Annotated in this window: 14 protein-coding genes; 6 read left to right on the forward strand and 8 right to left on the reverse strand. The window is 52.1% G+C overall.

Annotation, left to right across the window (positions count from 1 at the left end):
- Nucleotides 1-30 precede the first annotated feature (30 nt).
- From B156_RS0112075 to B156_RS0112085, 3 genes are all read right to left on the reverse strand, one after another.
- Nucleotides 31-633: a TetR/AcrR family transcriptional regulator gene (locus B156_RS0112075; protein WP_018619979.1), complete on the reverse strand. Its 603-nt coding sequence runs from the start codon at nt 631-633 to the stop codon at nt 31-33.
- 329 nt (nt 634-962) lie between these two features.
- Complete coding sequence (locus B156_RS0112080) at nt 963-3,590, reverse strand: DEAD/DEAH box helicase (protein WP_018619980.1); 2,628 nt, start codon at nt 3,588-3,590, stop codon at nt 963-965.
- Nucleotides 3,591-5,246 (reverse strand): site-specific DNA-methyltransferase, encoded by a 1,656-nt coding sequence (locus B156_RS0112085; protein ID WP_018619981.1) that lies wholly within the window; start codon nt 5,244-5,246, stop codon nt 3,591-3,593.
- 751 nt (nt 5,247-5,997) lie between these two features.
- On the opposite strand from B156_RS0112085, the gene B156_RS0112090 reads away from it, so the two are divergent.
- The 3 genes from B156_RS0112090 to B156_RS0112100 all read left to right on the forward strand — a co-directional run bounded on the left by B156_RS0112090 (nt 5,998) and on the right by B156_RS0112100 (nt 9,029).
- On the forward strand, nt 5,998-6,540 hold the full coding sequence (locus tag B156_RS0112090; protein WP_018619982.1) for a transposase: 543 nt from the start codon (nt 5,998-6,000) through the stop codon (nt 6,538-6,540).
- 185 nt (nt 6,541-6,725) lie between these two features.
- Nucleotides 6,726-7,973: an L-fucose:H+ symporter permease gene (fucP, locus tag B156_RS0112095; RefSeq protein WP_018619983.1), complete on the forward strand. Its 1,248-nt coding sequence runs from the start codon at nt 6,726-6,728 to the stop codon at nt 7,971-7,973.
- Between the two features lie 282 nt (nt 7,974-8,255).
- On the forward strand, nt 8,256-9,029 hold the full coding sequence (locus tag B156_RS0112100; RefSeq protein WP_018619984.1) for an SDR family oxidoreductase: 774 nt from the start codon (nt 8,256-8,258) through the stop codon (nt 9,027-9,029).
- A gap of 82 nt (nt 9,030-9,111) precedes the next feature.
- Here the strand turns inward: B156_RS0112100 and B156_RS0112105 are convergent, their stop codons facing one another.
- From B156_RS0112105 to B156_RS0112115, 3 genes are all read right to left on the reverse strand, one after another.
- On the reverse strand, nt 9,112-11,187 hold the full coding sequence (locus tag B156_RS0112105; RefSeq protein WP_018619985.1) for a glycoside hydrolase family 3 protein: 2,076 nt from the start codon (nt 11,185-11,187) through the stop codon (nt 9,112-9,114).
- A 165-nt stretch (nt 11,188-11,352) separates the two neighbouring features.
- A complete protein-coding gene (locus B156_RS0112110; protein WP_018619986.1) occupies nt 11,353-12,624 on the reverse strand; it encodes a dicarboxylate/amino acid:cation symporter in 1,272 nt (423 codons plus the stop codon).
- Nucleotides 12,625-12,750: 126 nt separating this feature from the next.
- Nucleotides 12,751-13,269: an acyl-CoA thioesterase gene (locus B156_RS0112115; RefSeq protein ID WP_026260788.1), complete on the reverse strand. Its 519-nt coding sequence runs from the start codon at nt 13,267-13,269 to the stop codon at nt 12,751-12,753.
- Between the two features lie 212 nt (nt 13,270-13,481).
- On the opposite strand from B156_RS0112115, the gene B156_RS0112120 reads away from it, so the two are divergent.
- The 3 genes from B156_RS0112120 to B156_RS0112130 all read left to right on the forward strand — a co-directional run bounded on the left by B156_RS0112120 (nt 13,482) and on the right by B156_RS0112130 (nt 15,385).
- Nucleotides 13,482-13,931: a DUF2147 domain-containing protein gene (locus B156_RS0112120; protein WP_018619988.1), complete on the forward strand. Its 450-nt coding sequence runs from the start codon at nt 13,482-13,484 to the stop codon at nt 13,929-13,931.
- A gap of 71 nt (nt 13,932-14,002) precedes the next feature.
- The gene (locus B156_RS0112125) at nt 14,003-15,139 is read left to right on the forward strand and encodes a flavin-containing monooxygenase (RefSeq protein WP_018619989.1); all 1,137 of its coding nucleotides are present in this window, start codon (nt 14,003-14,005) and stop codon (nt 15,137-15,139) included.
- Nucleotides 15,140-15,199: 60 nt separating this feature from the next.
- Complete coding sequence (locus B156_RS0112130; protein ID WP_018619990.1) at nt 15,200-15,385, forward strand: CsbD family protein; 186 nt, start codon at nt 15,200-15,202, stop codon at nt 15,383-15,385.
- Between the two features lie 82 nt (nt 15,386-15,467).
- On the opposite strand, the gene B156_RS0112135 is transcribed toward B156_RS0112130, so the two are convergent.
- Nucleotides 15,468-16,814 carry a Gfo/Idh/MocA family protein gene (locus B156_RS0112135; RefSeq protein WP_018619991.1) on the reverse strand — a complete coding sequence of 449 codons (1,347 nt, stop codon included), beginning with the start codon at nt 16,812-16,814 and terminating at the stop codon, nt 15,468-15,470.
- 34 nt (nt 16,815-16,848) lie between these two features.
- Complete coding sequence (locus tag B156_RS0112140; RefSeq protein ID WP_018619992.1) at nt 16,849-17,712, reverse strand: sugar phosphate isomerase/epimerase family protein; 864 nt, start codon at nt 17,710-17,712, stop codon at nt 16,849-16,851.
- Between the last annotated feature and the right edge of the window lie 51 nt (nt 17,713-17,763).

The following is a 17,763-nucleotide window of genomic DNA, read 5'->3' on the forward strand; positions in this document are numbered from 1 at the left end:
TATAACACTGTTAGGATTAAAGTAAAAAAATTAGCCGTTCAACGCGTTGATAAATCCACTGATGGCATCTTTCAGAACCAGTTTGCTCCACGGATTAACCGTTTCATTCGGACCAGTCATCTGAATCGAAACCAGCCCGTGCAAAATGGATAGGTAGGTGTGGTATTTCAGGAAGGCATCCAGTTCTGGCTGGCTCCCCGCCCGAATTACTTCCTGAATAACGGCAAGTACGATGTCGGCGAAGGCCTGCATCTCAACCGTCCTCTTCACCTGTTCGCAGGCTGGTATACCCAGACCGAACATAAGCTGGTAATATTCCTTGTGGGCAAAAGCAAAATTCCAGTACCCCTCCGCCATAGCTTCCAACTGCCGACTGGCATTCGTCTCACTGTTTCGTTGCTGCGTAATGGCTTCCGTCAGTAGCCGGAACCCTTCCTTCGTGAATTCGTGCAGAATAGCGTCTTTACTCTCGAAGTGAGTATAAATCACGGGAACGCTGTACTCGATGGCATCGGCTATTTTGCGGATAGACAGCGCCTGCCAGCCTTCTGTGAGTACCACCTCCCAGGCGGCCTCCAAAATGCTGATTCTGACTTCTGTTTTCTGCCGCTGCCGACGTTCAAGGATTCCCATGCGTTATATACGTTCTGTTTTATAACGGTGTTAACTTTACTAATGGCTATAAAGTTCATCAGTAGAAATAAGCACATTGATGACGCATATGTGGAGGTCTATTGCTGACGCATGTGTAGAGACGCAATACCTTGCGTCTCATATGCCGGATGGTTTTTAGGGTTGACGATATAAATTGCTGACGCGCATGAGACGCAAGGTATTGCGTCTCTACAGGGCGGTTCCAAATCGTAGAGACGCAATACCTTGCGTCTCATGCGCGTCAGCCCCTTGCGTCAGCAATACCCCGTGTTTCTGAATTGACATTGTATATTGCCACCATCCGTTTCCTACAATTGGGCAACCAACTCTTTGGCCTCGCTGATGGTGTAGGTATTGTCCAGCCGGTTCGTTTCAAACACCATAAAATAACGGTACTGTCGGCCGGCCTGTTCGGCCCATTTCTGGCCCAGTCGGTTTTTGGCCGCGCTGTCGGAATTATCGCGGTCGTCGCCTTTGGTTTCCAGCACGATCAGTGTACCGTTTCGAGTGTAGAGCACGAAATCGGGGTAGTGGTTCGACTTGAAGCCGTTGATGGCAAACCCTTTGCCCCGTCCTAAGTTCCGATGCCAGAACAACACGTTCGGGAGGGCTGCCAACTCGCTGATAATCCGCTCCTCGAAGCCATTCATGCTACCCTCCCGTTCGTACAATGACTTCCCCAGGGATTTCCCCAACTGGCCCGGCACAATCATTTTTTTGAAAACGAAGCCTTCTGCTACGGTAATCTTCCCCACCGTCAGCAGTTTTTTAAACTGGCCTTCGGCGTAGTGATCGGCCAGTACCCGGATTTTCTTTTTGATTTTGTCGCGGTAGGTGTACTCCCGTGCCAGCCAGTCTTTCAGGCGTTCGGCGTCGAAACTGCCCAGAATCCGTTCCAGATATTGCCTGATTTGCGGGTCGGGAATGGGGTACATGTCGCCAATGAGTTGCAGCATTCGGTGGGCCAGGTCCTTGATCTGACCCGCTTTGGGTTTGGCCAGAATGTATTCCACAAAGGCTTCCTTGACCTGGATGTTGTCGATTTGCAGGAAAACCGGGCGGTATTCGTTGCCCTGCGTCCGTTCCAGGTCAATTTTATACAGGTCCGTTTCGACAGTGTCCCACTCAATTTTGATGTCTTCTTCCGACAGCCGGAAGCCGTTCAACAGCACTTCCTGATTGAGCAACACGCGCCCGCCCTCACTGAACAGGCTCACCTGCGGAACGTCCAGATAAAATTGCGGCAACGTAAGCGTCTGGGCAATGGCCGCGTAATCGTCTTTCAGAAGGCTCTTTTTCACTTTATCGCCAAGTTCCTGCAACAGGGGCAAGGGTTCTTCGGATTCCTGCTGACTGATTTGTTTTTCGAACGCCTGATTTTTCTCTACTGCAAGCTGCGTAATAGCCGTCAAGGTCGGCGTCAGGGTAAGCGGTACGTCATCCAGCGGAGCCGTTGGGTCGAACTGTATTTTCTCCGGCTCGATCTCGTCACTTACGGTATCCGCTTCTGGGAATAAAAAGCCCTGCAATGCCTGCGCGGTGCTTTTGGGTTCGTCTTCAACTTGCTCAGCCCTATAGTCGTTTCGACTGAAACCGGCAAACTCCAGCCCCCGGATAATGCTTTGCAGGGTTTCGGTGAATTTGGCGGAAGCTGTCAATACATACGACACGTTCAGCAGGTCGTTCTGGTGACGCATGACGTAGGGCTGCCGCAATACCCGCCCCAGAATCTGCTCGATATCAACCGCCGACGAGCGGTCGGCCAGCGACGCGAGGATGTAGGCAAATGGGCAATCCCAGCCCTCTTTCAGGGCGTTGACCGTGATGATGTAACGCACCGGGCATTTCGGACTCATCAGGTCAACGTCCTTAAGTTCGTTGATGCTGGCGGTCTTGATTTTGATCTGCGCTTCCGGAATTTTAAGTTTCAGCAGTTGCTGCTTCAGCTTCTCGAAGGTGGTATTGTCGTCGTTCGTTTTCGGCTGTGCCTGAAACAAGACGATGGGCCGGATGTACCGCCCACCCGCTTTCTGCTCGGCTTTGGCCAACTGCTCCAGTTGCCGTTGCAGGTTCAGCGCACTCTCCACCACCTGCGATTTTTCCTTGTGGTTGTAAGCAATGACCGGCAGCTTCACCATGTGCTCTTTCTTCAACTCGATGGCCGGTACGAAGCTGACGATGTTGGCATTTTTCTTGGGCGTGGCAGTCAGGTCGAGCACAAACGACGGGTTCAGGTTGCGGAGCATCTCCACGCTCAGGTCGCTCTCGGCATTGTGACTTTCATCGACCACCACCACCGGTGTCAGGCTCCGGATTACGTTGATGAGGGCCGTTTGGTCGGTGTCGGCCAGGACGTGGTCGCTGGTGTCCGCCTGATTGGCGAAGGGGGCCAGCGCGCCGTTTTCCTCGAATATTTTCCGGTCTTCTTTTTTGGTGGCTCGCAAACTGCCGAAACTCAGCACGAAAATGCTCAACTGCTGCTGCACCACCGCCGGACTGAAATTGGCACCCTGCAAGAGGTCTTTTTTCTGATAAACGGCCACCCGATGATTGAACAGGCTGTTTAGTTTCTGGCGGTAGGGATGGGCCGGATTGGTCAGGTTGCGCACCGTCTGGTCGAGCAGGTTGCTCCAGGGCACCAGCCAGACCACCGCTTTGGGCCGCTCGGTGGCAAAAGCATCGAACAGGGTGTGCAGGGCGTTTACGGCAATGAACGTTTTGCCGCCCGCCGTGGGCACTTTAATGCAGACGTGTGGAGTGCCGGGTACGTTGTTCTGGTAGGGCCGCATACCGGTATTGCTTAGCGGGTCGTAGTCGCCCACTTCGTCGCGCCAGTAGTGGTTGTAGGCTAAGTCATAGCGGTGGGTGCGCTGCACGTACTGCAAGTAGCGGTCGAGGTCGCGGAGAACACCCGCCTGATAGGGTTTCAGTTCCATTTAAAAGCGGGAGATATCACGGGGAATTTTCTTGAAGATGATCCGGCGCTGCTGAAGCCATTCTCGGGCAATCAGGCAGTTGTCGGCATAGATGACGTACTGTTCGGCGGGTGTTCGAATGGTCGACAGAAAGTCGTAATCCAGCGTGGTGAGCTGGTTCGGCTCGTAGTAGAAATAATACGCCGTGTCGAACAGCTTGCCCAGAAAATGGGGTTCTGGCTGGTCTGCGGTATCGGGCGTTGGGAGCGGTGACCGCGTTTCAGAGTACCATACGTACTCACGGATACGGGCCAGCGGAAGGGCTTCGTTCAGCAGGTTCTCTTCCGTAAACAGGGCCGGGCCGAGTTCGTAGTAAGCAAAACTCCCGCCCGTTCCTTCTTTGGTGCCGTAGCCGTCAATAACCCGCCGAACCCGCTCGGCGGTGATGGTTTCGGCGTATTCTTCCATCTCCACCAGAATAAACTGCCGATTCCCTCCGTCCTGTTTGTTCAGGTTCAACACTGCATGGGCTGTCGTGCCCGAGCCGGCGAAGGAATCAAGAATGATGTCGCCGGGATTGGTGGAAGTCCTTAATAACTCTTCAATAAAATCAACAGACTTGGGTTGCGGAAAATCATTTTTATTTAATCCTGGAAAAATTTTTCCGAATTCGGTTTGTCCTTTTTCTGTATAAAACCGAGGGTCATTCCAGATCGTGAACGGTTTTCTTTTTACGGAAGCTCCATCATCACTTTTTGCGTAAGACTTTCTTGAAATCACCCAGCGACTCTTTTGCTTCACTGCAACTAACAAATGTTTGTCTTCGCGAGCTAAATCCTTACCCCAAGTCCAGCATCCTTCAAAACCGTCTGGCCAAGAAGGTTCTACTTTTATCGAGTGTACATCATTTTGATCAACTGATACTTTACCTGAAATCGGATCAACAAATAGAGGATAAGATAAGTTAGGGCGCGTTTCTCGATTAAATTCTCTATGTGTATTTCGGAGTTCTAAAAGACGGTATTGCCCCAATTCATCTTGTTTCTTATACTCTTTATCAACTAATGCTTGATCTTTCGAAATACTGAAAGAGTCTTTGTATAGCTCTTTCTTTGAATAGACTAAACAATACTCATGATTTGTACTGAAATATTTATCCTGACTCCTTCCTTTGGGATTACAGAGTAGGGAAATTTGAGCAACGAAACCGGTTTTCCCAAAAATCTCATCAAATACCAGTTTCGCATTATTTGCTTCATTCTCATCAAGTGATGTAAAAAGAACCCCGTCGTTGGCTAACAACCTATACAAAAGTTGTATACGCGGGTACATCATGCACAGCCATTTATCGTGGCGGCTGAGGTCTTCGCTTTCCTTGCCTACCACTTTACCCAGCCAGCGTTTGATTTTAGGATCGTTGACATTATCGTTGTAGACCCAGTTCTCGTTGCCTGTGTTGTAGGGCGGGTCGATGTAGATACACTTGATGCGGCCTTCGTAATAGGGCAAGAGGGCTTTCAGGGCTTCCAGATTATCGCCGTGAATGATGCGGTTTGGGCGGTCCGGCGTTCCGGCATCCGCGTCGCCAAAGGTGTATTGCTGTTCGAGTACCCGAAACGGTACGTCGTTGTGATGGTTAACTACTTTATCTTTCCCAATCCAGGTCAGTGTGGGCATTATGAGCGTCGGGTATATTGTTGAAACCCCGAGGCTCGGTAGGGGGCAAAAAAACAGGGCGGCCTCCGCTGCCATACATCATTTCTCAGGAAGGTACCGCCAAGCACCCAGCGAGGAAAATGTAGAGGACAGCAAGAGGACACGCCCTTTCGAGCGCGTCCTGCCTTACTGCTTCCTCTCCTCGCTTTAAAAAAATTGGCGGTTTTTCCTGAGGGGGAAACGGTTAGCAACGCTAAATCTTTATGGTATATCGGGTTATCTTTTTATAGTCGTTATTGGGTTGATTTCAGTCGGCAAGTTAACCCGATAACGGTAGAGACGCAATACGTTGCCGGTCCGCCGGTGCGGTCTCCATATGCGTCAGCCCCTTGCGTCAGCAATACCCCGGTCGTTGCTTTTTGGGTTGCCATTGTATATTGCTGACGCGGATGAGACGCAAGGTATTGCGTCTCTACAGGCCGTTCCAATTGTAGAGACGCAATACCTTGCGTCTCATGACCGGATGGTTTTTTGACATCATAAATTGCTGACGCTCATAAGACGCAAGGTATTGCGTCTCTACACCACTGGTGCGACAATACCTTGCGTCTTTTGACCGGATGGCTTTTGGGGTTGTTGATATATATTGCTGACGCATATAAGACCGGTTCGCCGGTGCGGCAAGGTACTGCATCTCTACACTACAGGATGGTTACCCTTGTAAATACCAGATGATTTTTGGTTTGCTGATACCCTCTATTCCTGATTTCTCATGGATAACCTGTTTACCCAAAAATACCGCATCTCGTCAACCCAGCTGGTGGATTATGATTACGGGTCGAATGGAATGTATTTTATAACCATCTGCACGCGGGGACGGGCACTGTACTTTGGGGATATTGACACTACACAGGAGGTTTCAGCCATCTGTCCATCGGGGATGGGGCAGGTAGCTATTGACTGCTGGATGGCTATCCCGATGTATTTTCCGTTTGTGGAACTGGATGCTTTTCAACTGATGCCGAACCATCTTCATGGCGTTTTGTGGATTTGCAAACCCGACGAGGTGCAAACGGATTGGGTGCCGAATCAATTTGGTCCGCAACGGCAGAACCTGGCCTCCATCATTCGGGGGTTCAAGTCGGGGGTAAAAAAATACGCCACCATAAACCGGATTGATTTCGGCTGGCAGCCCCGTTATTACGACCGCGTCATTCGCAGCGACAACGAACTGACCCGCATTCGTACCTATATCGAGAACAACCCCGTCAAATGGGTCGATGAGCAGCACAACCCGGAAAATTTGTACATGTAGAGACCGGTCCGCCGGTGCGGCAATACCTTGCGTCTCATTCGCGTCAGCAAAACCATCCAGCACCCGAGACGCAAGGTATTGCCGCACCGGCGGACCGGTCTCTACCCAGGCGGACCATTATGTTGCGTCAGGGGTAAATAGAACGGGTTACCCGCTTTGCCTGTAAACCTATTTTAAAACCCCTCATGCAGGCAATTACCGACACTGGCCAATCGAAGCCAGCTACTTTTACCGACAGCCAATACCTGGTTACCCTCGTCTTTGTTACCTCATTGTTCATGTTCTGGGGCATTGCCATCACCATGGGCGATGTACTGAACAAGCACTTTCAGCACGTGCTGAGCCTGACCAAAACGCAGTCGGCCTTCGTTCAGTTTGCCATTTTCGGGGCCTATTTTGTGATGGGTATTCCGGCGGGTCTGTTCATGAAACGGTTTGGCTACAAAAACGGCGTACTGCTGGGTCTTTCGCTGTTTGCTGCGGGCGCGTTTCTATTTGTACCAGCCGCTGCCGCTGCTTCCTTTACGTATTTTGGTATCGCGCTATTCATTCTGGGTTGCGGCCTGTCCACCCTCGAAACGGTAGCTCACCCCTTTGTAGCCTCCCTCGGCGATCAGCGTACCAGCGACCAGCGGATAAACTTCGCCCAGGCGTTCAACGCGCTGGGTGCCATTATCGGGCCTGCCATCGGCTCTTATTTTCTGCTGCGCAACAACACCGAAGGCAGCACGGATCTGACCTCCGTCAAGATGCTGTACATAGCCATCGGCAGCGTTATCGCGACCATTGCCATTCTTTTCTCCTTCGTCAAAGTCCCCGCCCTGACGGACCCTCACGCCGTAGTAGCCAACCCCGATGCGGCCAATGTGGATGTGGAACCCGGCAAGACCCTGTTCCAGCACAAACATTTCGTCTGGGCCGTTATCGCGCAGTTTTTTAACGTAGCCGCGCAGGGTGGCACCTGGGCTTTTTTCATCAATTACGGCCACGAGAAAATGGGCTTCCCCGATGCTACAGCGGGTAATTACCTGGTGCTGTTTATGGCCCTGATGCTGGCCGGGCGGTTTGTAGGTACGTTCCTGATGCGGGTCATTGCGCCCCACACGCTGCTGGCCATTTTCGCGGCCTGTAACATACTCATGTGCCTGATTATTGCCCAGAGTTTTGGCTGGCCTTCGTTCATTGCGCTACTGATGCTCAATTTTTTCTTCAGCATCATGTTCCCAACCATTTTCAGTCTGGGCCTCAAAAATTTGGGGCCACACACCCAGCAGGCGTCGTCGTTTATTTCGATGGGCGTAGTTGGCGGGGCCGTTTTCCCCTTCCTGATGGGCCTGGTAGCCGAGAGCAACGTAGCCCACGCGTACTACCTGCCCATTATCTGCTACGCGGTCATTTTCCTGTTCGGGGCGAAGTTCTATAAGGTGAAGTAGGGATTTTTGAAATCTTTTTGTCTATTTTTTGTCATTTCGACGCAGGAGAAATCTCAACATCGCGTAGTAACTGAACTTAAGATTTCTCCTGCGTCGAAATGACAAAAAGCTGTTTGTACATTTTTCAACAGTGGTGAAGCATAAACAGCCTGAAAAATGACAGCAAAAGGGTAAGGAAGAGCCGAGTATGACTCCTTCTTAAAAAGCCGGGTTTACTACCTCCGGCTACGCCTTTTTCACACAAGTGATGCCTGCCAGGCTGGCAGGCATCCGTTCTATTCTATGACGACCGTACTGGATTCTTTTTCATTAGCGGGCAAAAAAGCCCTTGTTACCGGCTGCAAGCGGGGAATTGGTAAAGCAATGGCCGAGGCTTTGGCCGAAGCCGGGGCCGATATTATTGGGGTATCGGCTAATCTGGAGCTGGAAGGCAGTGCCGTGTCGAAATCGGTTACGGCGCTGGGCCGCAGTTTTCAGGCTTATCAGGCCGATTTTGGCAATCGGGAATCATTGTACCAGTTTATTACGCAGGTAAAGCAGGAGCATCCGGTCATTGATATTCTGGTGAATAATGCCGGTACAATTCTTCGCAAGCCTGCCGCCGAACACCCGGACGAATACTGGGATGAAGTAATTATGGTGAACCAGACCGCACCGTTTATTCTCACCCGCGAGATTGGGAAAGGCATGGTGGAGCGGGGCAGTGGACGGGTTATTTTCACCGCGTCGCTGCTTACTTTTCAGGGGGGTATCAACGTGCCGGGCTATGCCGCCAGCAAGGGTGCCATCGGTAGTATGGTGAAGGCATTTGCCAATGAGTGGGCGGGTAAAGGGGTTAACGTCAATGCCATTGCCCCCGGCTATATTTCAACTGATAACACAGAAGCGCTACGGGCCGATCAAGCGCGGAGTGAGTCGATTTTGAGCCGGATACCGGCGGCCCGGTGGGGTGAACCCGAAGACTTCAAAGGCCCGGTTGTATTCCTGGCTTCGAGCGCAGCCAGCTACGTTCATGGCACCATCCTGACGGTGGATGGCGGCTGGATGGGACGGTAAAAAAGCCTCATACCGGCAGACAGTTTTCGTTAAAGCAGGGAGTGAAATGGCAGACAAAACACCGTTTTACTCCCTGCCTTTTTTAGTAGTTCATGCCTTCATCGTACTTGAAAAGTGGGTAGGCAGCACCTTCCAGATACCCCGGCACATCTTCTTTCTGCTGCTGGGCAGCCGTTTCGGAGATGGGCGTGGTGAAGGGCATTTTACCCGTTGGTTTGAACTTACCCGTCACGATGTCCAGCAATGCATCGGGGGTAGTACCAAACGTAGCCAGAATGCCCTTGACGTTCTTCTTCTGCGTATCGCTGTATAGTTCGTCAATTACCCAGGGGTTGGTGTAATTGATGGCCAGTACGGTTGGCTTCTTCGCCATCAGGGTATTGATATAATTGACATCAACGCCGTTTTTCGACAGCGACAGGGGCAACGGTGAACCATCGGAGCCAAACAATGCTCGACCCGAAGGCCGAAGCCACAACAGAATAACGTCGGCCTCTTCGGGCGTTTTAACGAACGTGACGGGGTATTTACCCTCATTGGTGGTGTACACCTCACCGGGGCCAGCCTCCGCGCCAACGCGTTTCTGATAGATTTCGAAGTAAACTTTCGTAGCGGCTTTCAGGGGCAGCGTTTTAGTTTCGTTGCGTAGCAGTACGATGGATTTACGCAGGGCCAGGTCGGCGCGGGCCTGAAATTTAGCACTACCGACAATCCGTTCGGCGGCATCCTCATCTACGTACGGGTTTTCAAACAGGCCCATTTTAAATTTCTCTTCCAGCAACCGCAGCACCGAATCGTCAATCAGCTTCCTGTCAACCATTCCTTTTTTGACCGTCTCGAGCAGATTAGCGGGATCAGCGGTGCCGGAGTAGAGATTGACCCCGGCTTCCAGCGTGCGCTTGTAGCGTTCCTGAATCGACAGGTTTTCGGCACCCCAGGGCATCATTTCAATGGGGCCGGTGTCGGAATTGATGATGCCTTTAAAGCCCAGTTTGACCCGCAATAAGTCGTGAATAACGGCCCGGTTGTAGGCGTAGGCAATGGGTTCGTACTCCGTGCCAACGGGCATGGAATAGTACGGCATAATAGCCGAGGTGCCCGCCTTGATGGCAGCTTTGAATGGAATCAGGTTATTCTCGAACATTTTTCCGGGAAACACTTCCTGTTTACCCCATTCAAAGTGCGGGTCCTGCCCTTCTTTTCCTGCGCCACCACCGGGAAAATGCTTGGTGGTCATGGCTACCGAGGCCGGACTCAGGCTGGCACCCTGAAAGCCCAGCACTATTTCTGTAATCATCTTCGCTACCCAGTCGGCATTCTCACCAAAAGTGCCGTCGATGCGTTGCCAGCGGGGTTCGGTGGATAAATCGGCCATGTACATATAGCCTTTACGCAGCCCCACGGCGGCCCACTCCTGCCGGGCAATATCGGCAAACTCGCGGGTGAGTTTCAGGTCGCGCATGGCGGATAAACCCAGTTCACCGGGCCAGACCGAGAAGACCGTTTTTCCTACACTCGTACCGATAGTGGCCGCGTTGGTCACGTGGTTGCGCGGATTGGACGCCACAATGGCCGGAATACCCAGCCGCTGCTTTTCGCACAGCGCCTGTAATTTGTTAGTCCATTCGGCGGTCATCCGGGCACTGACATTGGCACGGAGAATAAAATGCCGCAGGTGAAAATCCGTGACGGCTTTGGTCGTCCCGGCCGCATTCATGATGGCCGTAGGCAGCGGTTTGCGGGTAAACATGTTCTGGCTGGCCAGCAGGTCATCTTCGTTGAAATCGCTGGTGATGGGGTCTTTATTCTGGGGTGCTCCAAACGACCAGTCGTTTTTCATGCGGGAGGTGCTGATGAGCATAAAGCCTACTTTTTCTTCCAGCGACATCTGCCCCATTAAATCTTTGCTTCGTTCCTCCGGCGTTAGTCGCCAGTCTTCGTAGCTGTCGAGTTTGCCGTTCTGATTCAGGTCCTTGAACGATAGTCCATTGGCCTGAATCAATTTCGCCGACCGCGTGCCCAGCACGGGTTGTTTGGGAGCCTTACCCGGTGGAGTCTCCGATAAACGGGTGCCGGATGCCGGAAATGGCTTTTTGCTCGTGTAGGCTGTCAGGACCAGGGATATAAGCAGGCCCGACGTCAGTAAAATATGCTTCATGGTTTAACGGATGTTCAGGATGGGATGTGTTAAATCAAACTATCGGCAAAGGGCTGACAGATCCTGCGCATAAAAGTGCTTTCCACTCGTAAAATACTGTCACTGCGTCCGTCCAGGACTGAGAACATCCTGGCCAGCGCTGATTACCAACCCGCTTCCCGGCAATCAATATTTGTACTCCGGCATTTCATCCTGTGCTTCCAGACGGAGTACTTTTTCGTATTTGGCCCGGTCGAAATCGCCTTCGCTGTTGGCGATGAAAATGGTGGCTACCGTGTTGCCGATGATGTTCGTGAGGGAGCGGGCTTCGGACATGAACCGGTCTACGCCCAGCAGCAGAGCCAGCCCTTCTACCGGAATGACCTTGATGGCCGTCAGCGTACTGGCCAGCACAATGAAGCCGCTACCCGTAACTCCCGCTGCGCCTTTGGAGGTAAGCATCAGAATGCCGATGATGGTTAACTCCTGCCCCAGCGAAAGGTCGACCCCGAACACCTGCGCCAGGAATATGGTGGCCATAACCAGGTAAATGGTGGTACCGTCGAGATTAAACGAATACCCCGCCGGAACGACCAACCCCACCACCGACCGGGAGCAGCCCAGCGTTTCGAGTTTGTCCATAATCTGCGGCAGGGCCGATTCAGAAGAAGACGTACCCAGTACAATCAGCAGTTCTTCCTTGATGAATTTAAGCACCGCCCACAGGCTGATTTTGTAATAGCGCAAAATCAGGTTCAGCACCACGAAGATGAACAGCAGCATGGTGGCATACACGGTACCCATTAGCTTGGCCAGCGGCAACAGGGTGCTCAGGCCGTACTTGCCAATCGTAAAGGCCATTCCACCAAAAGCACCCAGCGGAGCCAGTATCATCACCACACTAAGGATATTGAAGAACACTTTCGAAATCCGCTCAAACGTCAGAATGAGGGGTCTACCGGTTTCGCCCATGCGGGCCAGCCCAACACCAAACAGGATAGAAAAAACCAGTACCTGCAAAATATCCCCTTCGGCAAAGGCTTTGACGGCATTGCTGGGCACGATGTGCAGGAAAAACTCGGTCCAGTCCATGCTGGCCCCCTGCTCGGTGTATTTGCTGATATCTCCTCCTTTTACGGCCGCGGTTTGCACCCCGTCGCCGGGCCGGATCAGGTTAGCCAGAACAAGGCCGATAGCCAGGGCACCGGTTGTGACAATTTCGAAATAAAGTAACGCCTTCCCCCCTACCCGACCCACTTTTTTCAAGTCACCCATGTTGCTGATTCCCAGCACAATGGTCAGGAAAATAATGGGCGCAATGACCATCTTGATCAGGTTGATGAAGAGGTCGCCGAGGGGTTTCAGGCTGGCCGCCGTTTCGGGGAAGAAATACCCGGTGAGGATACCGAGGGTAATGGCAATCAGAACGCGTACGGTCAGGTTGTTCAGAAACTTCATAAAGAGAATGAGGAGTGATGAATGATGCGTTATAAACGGTGATCGGGTTGCCGGAGCAATGCTAGCTGGCGTTCCAGCAACAAATGACAAATCGGTCGTAATTCATCATTTATACTTTATAATTCATCATTGACTGACCACATGACTTTTGATGTCACGAATGCGGTCGTTGAAATTCAGGCTGGGAAAGTCAATATTCGGCACCAGGGTTGCCTGTAAATAGCCCATCACCAGTTCATCGTGGGGGATGCGTTTACCCGTGGACACACTAATGTATTTGGACGTTACCCAGAGTACGTTTTTCAGGTGCGTTTTCCCATCGTCGGTCATGATGTATTCCGTCACGGTGGTATCGTCGTTGACGTAAATCAACCGCGACATAATCCGGACCCATTCGCTCACCTGCGCGGGCCGGATGTAGGCAATCTGGTGCTGATACACGACCCAGCTCGTTTTCAGTTCACGAAACAACTGGCCGGGGCTGAAATCATACAGCTTGGCCACCTGGTCTTCGCGGGCATTGAAATAATAGTCGAAATATTTGGCATTGTTGAGGTGCTGCAACGGGTCGCAGTCCTGAAAACGGACAATCATTCTCGACTCTGTTTCGGTCGGATAACTACGGTTGGGGTCACGTTTGAACATACTTCGCTGGATTATACCGGCAAGCGACCGGAGGCAGGGATTTAATCAACCCGGGTTGATATGCGGACTACGCATTTTGCTGAGTCAAGTATAAACAAAATCGGGCGAATCCACTCCATACGGCTAAATCATAAGCAGGTTTTCAAACTAATTTTCGCCCTATTATCGTTAGTACAAGGAAAATACCTATTCATTTTAACTGCCAGACACTTATGAAAGTTACGCGTCGTATGTTGCCGTTTATTGCCCTGTTTGTTGGACTGACAGCCTTTGTATCGTCCGATGGGTCCGATGCGGTGGTGGGCACCTGGCTGAACGGCACGAAAAAAGGACACGTTCAGATTTATAAGCAGGGGGGTACGTACTTTGGCAAGCTGGTGTGGTTGGGGCAACCGAATGACGCGGATACCGGTAAGCCCCGGACAGACACTAAAAATGTAGACCCATCTAAGCGGTCGCGCCCTTTGCTCAATATGCCGTTGATGTACAACTTCAGGTACGACGGGGGTAATGTGTGGAGCGATGGTAAGATTTATAACCCCGAAGACGGCAAGGAATACAACTGTAAAATGATTCTGGAAAACCCCAATACGCTGCTCGTTCGTGGCTACGTTGGCATCTCCCTCTTCGGCAAAACCCAAACCTGGACGCGGGTGAAGTAACTGTTTGATGTTTGTCGTTGGCTGGCGCAACAACAGGATGAGCATCAACTAACGTCAAACCTCAAACTTCTATGCACACACTCATCATTGGAGCAGGCCCGGCGGGATTGGCTATGGCCGGGCAGCTGGCCCACCGGGGGTTGCCATTTACGGTGCTCGAAGCCAGTGAACACATCGGCTTTAGCTGGCGCAACCATTACGACCGGCTGCACCTGCACACGGTGAAGCAGTACTCGGCCTTACCGCACCTGCCCTACCCCGACGTTTACCCCACGTACGTGTCGCGGCTGCAACTGGTTGAGTACATGGAGCAGTATGCCGAATGGTTTGGCATAAAGCCCCTGTTCAATCAAACGGTTACGCATATTCAGCCAAACCCGGCTGACGGAACCTGGCGGGTGCAAACCCAGACCGATACCTTCACGGCCGAACGGGTCATTGTTGCAACCGGCTACAATCGCGTTCCCTACAAGCCGGAGTTACCCGGTCAGCGTACCTTCCGGGGCATCATCTGGCATAGCCACGAATACCGGAATGGGGCACCGTTCCGCAATGAAAACGTGCTGGTGGTAGGCATGGGCAACACGGGGGCCGAGCTGGCACTGGATTTACTGGAAAATGGCGCCAATCCCTTTATCTCGGTGCGGGGGCCAGTCAACATCATCAAACGGGATGTGTTCGGGCGACCTGCCCAGCCAACCGCCATTTTTCTAAGCAAATTCCCAAACTGGTTTTATGATTTTGTAACGGGAATAGCCCAGAAAATCGACATCGGCGATGTGTCGGCCTACGGGCTGGGCAAACCCGAACACCCTCCTTCCTACGACACCCGGCGCGGCAAAATTCCCGTTATCGACGTTGGTACGCTTGACCAGATAAAGGCGGGTAAAATTACCGTACTACCCGGCATTGACCGTATAAACGCCAAAACCGTAACGTTCAGCGACGGGCGGGAGTTACCCTTCGATGCCATCGTACTGGCAACGGGTTACCGGCCCGCGCTGGAAGCCGTGCTGGGTACTGACCTGGCCGGCAAAGTGCTGAATGAAAAAGGGTTCCCGAAAAACCTCTGGTCAGACGTAAAGAGCCTGCGGTGTCTATATTTTTTAGGGTATACAACCCCGCTAACGGGTGTCATTTATGGCCTCAATGTAGATTCAGACCGGATCGCCCGGCACATCGCAGAAAACAATTTTGTCGTGGCTTAGTTATATAGGTGTAATCAGAGCGATTACTTAAAATCATCCAACCTTATAATCACTACGACTATGAACGAGACAACCGCAAAGGGTGGCTGGAATGAAATGAAAGGCAAGATTAAACAAGCCTGGGGTGACCTCACCGACGATGATCTGACCTACGAAGAAGGGAAAGAAGATGAAATGTGGGGTAAGGTTCAGCAGAAAACCGGTAAGACCAAAGACGAGATTCATAAGGCTGTTGCCGATTTATAGTAGCATCAGGTACATATCAACAAAGAAGGCCGAAACCCCTGGGTTCCGGCCTTCTTTGTTGTAGCTAACCGTTGTTCCGGCCTTATACCTTGGGCGGCTCCCAGCCTTTCTCGTACTGACGGCCCCATAGTTTCATGGCTTCGTCATCTTTTATGTGCCCGTTTTTCGTATCGACCGCGAACGATTTATTCGTGCGGTACGCAATGTTCGCCAAGTGGCAGAGCAGTGTGCTGGTAGCCCCTTCGTTGATGGGCGATGCCTGCTTGGCTTTCCCCCGAATGGCATCGAAGAAGTTAACGACGTGCCGGGTGGTCATGCCCCCGCCACCACCCAGGGCTGTACCCGCTTCCTCCTCGGTCGATTTACTTTCTTTTAGTTTCTTTCCCTCCCGATTAAACAGCGTGTACCCGTTCCGGTCGACGTAAACGGTGCCTTCGGTGCCGTAAATCAGGGTTCCCCGGTCAGAGCCAAAGGTTTTGTAGCCATTGCGGCTGTTACCGTCCCACTGAATTATTTTGTTGCCGGGAAACCGGAATGTCGCTTCCATGGTGTCGTACACCTCCCAGCCATCATCCTTAAAGTAGCGTTTGTCGGCTTCAACGCTCACAAATTCAGGGTGTTCCACCTGCAGGGCCCACCGGGCTACGTCGAGTTCGTGGGTAGCGTTGTTACCTGCTTCGGCCGTTCCGTAGTTCCAGCCGTACCAGTGCCAGTTGTAGTCCCAGGTTTCTGAGGTGTACTCCCGGTGCGGGGCCGGTCCCTGCCATAGTTCCCAGTCCAGCCCGTCCGGAACGGGCGCTTTTTTCTGGTGGGGCACTTCACCCCGCGCGCTGGCATAAAACGCCACCGCTTTGAAGGCCTTGCCAATAGCACCGCTATGAATCTGATTGATGATATCGATGGACTCCACCGCCGACCGCTGCTGGTTGCCCATCTGAATGACTTTGCCGTATTTCTTCTGTACCTCTACCAGAATTTCGCCCTCGCGGGGATTATGGCTGCACGGTTTTTCTACGTACACGTGCTTGCCTCCCTGCGCAGCCATCCAGGTGCCGGGCGCGTGCCAATGGTCGGGGGTGGCAATGAAGAGGGCATCCACGTTTTTGTCGGCAATGATTTTGCGGACATCATTTTCCAGCTTGGGCGTGTAGTCGATGTATTTGGCGAACTTCTTCACGGCGGCTTCGCGCTGTTTTTTCATCACGTCGCACATATACATCAGTTCTACGTTGCTGTCTTTCCGGCCAATGGGGTCGTAGTAGGCCCCCAAACGCCGACCCAGTCCAATAATGGCCAGATTCAGCCGCTCGTTGGCCCCCATTATTTTGGCGTAACTTTTGGGTGAAAAGCCCGGCGCCAGACCACCGATTGTTACACCCGCCGTACCCAAAGCTGCTTTTTTGATAAACTCTCTACGCGAATTCTCCATTGAGTATCGATTGATTTTTGCGTTCTACGCAGTACTAACTCTTCCGTTTACCTGATTTCGTCGCTTCGGTAACGCCCTTGAAATAGCCGACCGATTCGGCGATACCGGCCAGCGGGTCTTTCATATCCTTTTCATACTCCAGCGCGCAATGTCCATCGTACTTCACTTTTCGCAGCATAGCCACGTACGCGGGTATGTCGATAATACCCCGGCTCAACTCGCAGGTTTTCCCCTCTTTAGTGGGGGCCGTTACGTTTTTGAGGTGCATATCGAAAATACGTTTGCTGTATTTTTCAAGGTCGGCAATGGGGTCGTCGCCGAAGCGTTTATCGTGCCCCATGTCGAAACAGAGGCCCATGCGGGGGTCTAAATCCTTCACCGCATCATACACCGATTTGGCAGTGGGGTACAGTTCAATATCGGGACCGTGGTTGTGGATGGCGTAGCGCATATCATACTCCTTCACCTTTTTATCCACGTAGGGTAACAACTCCGGGTTAGGAACCCCGATAATCAGCTTTACGCCCACCCGCTTGGCGTAGTCGAACGCATCATCAACCGCCTGCTGGGTTTTCATGTAGATTGGCCCCACGCCATAACCCGTTACGCCCGACTGCTTCAACTTCTCATGAAAGGCCGCAATTTCGTCGGCGGTGCTTTTGAGGGGCAGGTGGAAATCCTTGATGCACAGGTGATGCACATCCACCTTACGCATCATTTCCAGCGCCTGATCCAGCTTGAAATGAACAAAGGTATAACCTGCCAAAGCCAGTTTAAACGGGTCATCACCGACCGCACGGGTCTTTTCGGGAGCGTTGGCCAGCAGTACGGCCGGACTTGCGGTGGCCAGAGCAAGGCCCCCCCCGGCATTTTTAAGAAACGTTCGTCGTGTCGTCATTTGGTAAATAAAACAAGGTGCTTTTCAATTTTTACCGGTGGCAGCCTGTTC

The organism is Spirosoma luteum DSM 19990 (genome assembly GCF_000374065.1).
Classification (GTDB): domain Bacteria; phylum Bacteroidota; class Bacteroidia; order Cytophagales; family Spirosomataceae; genus Spirosoma; species Spirosoma luteum.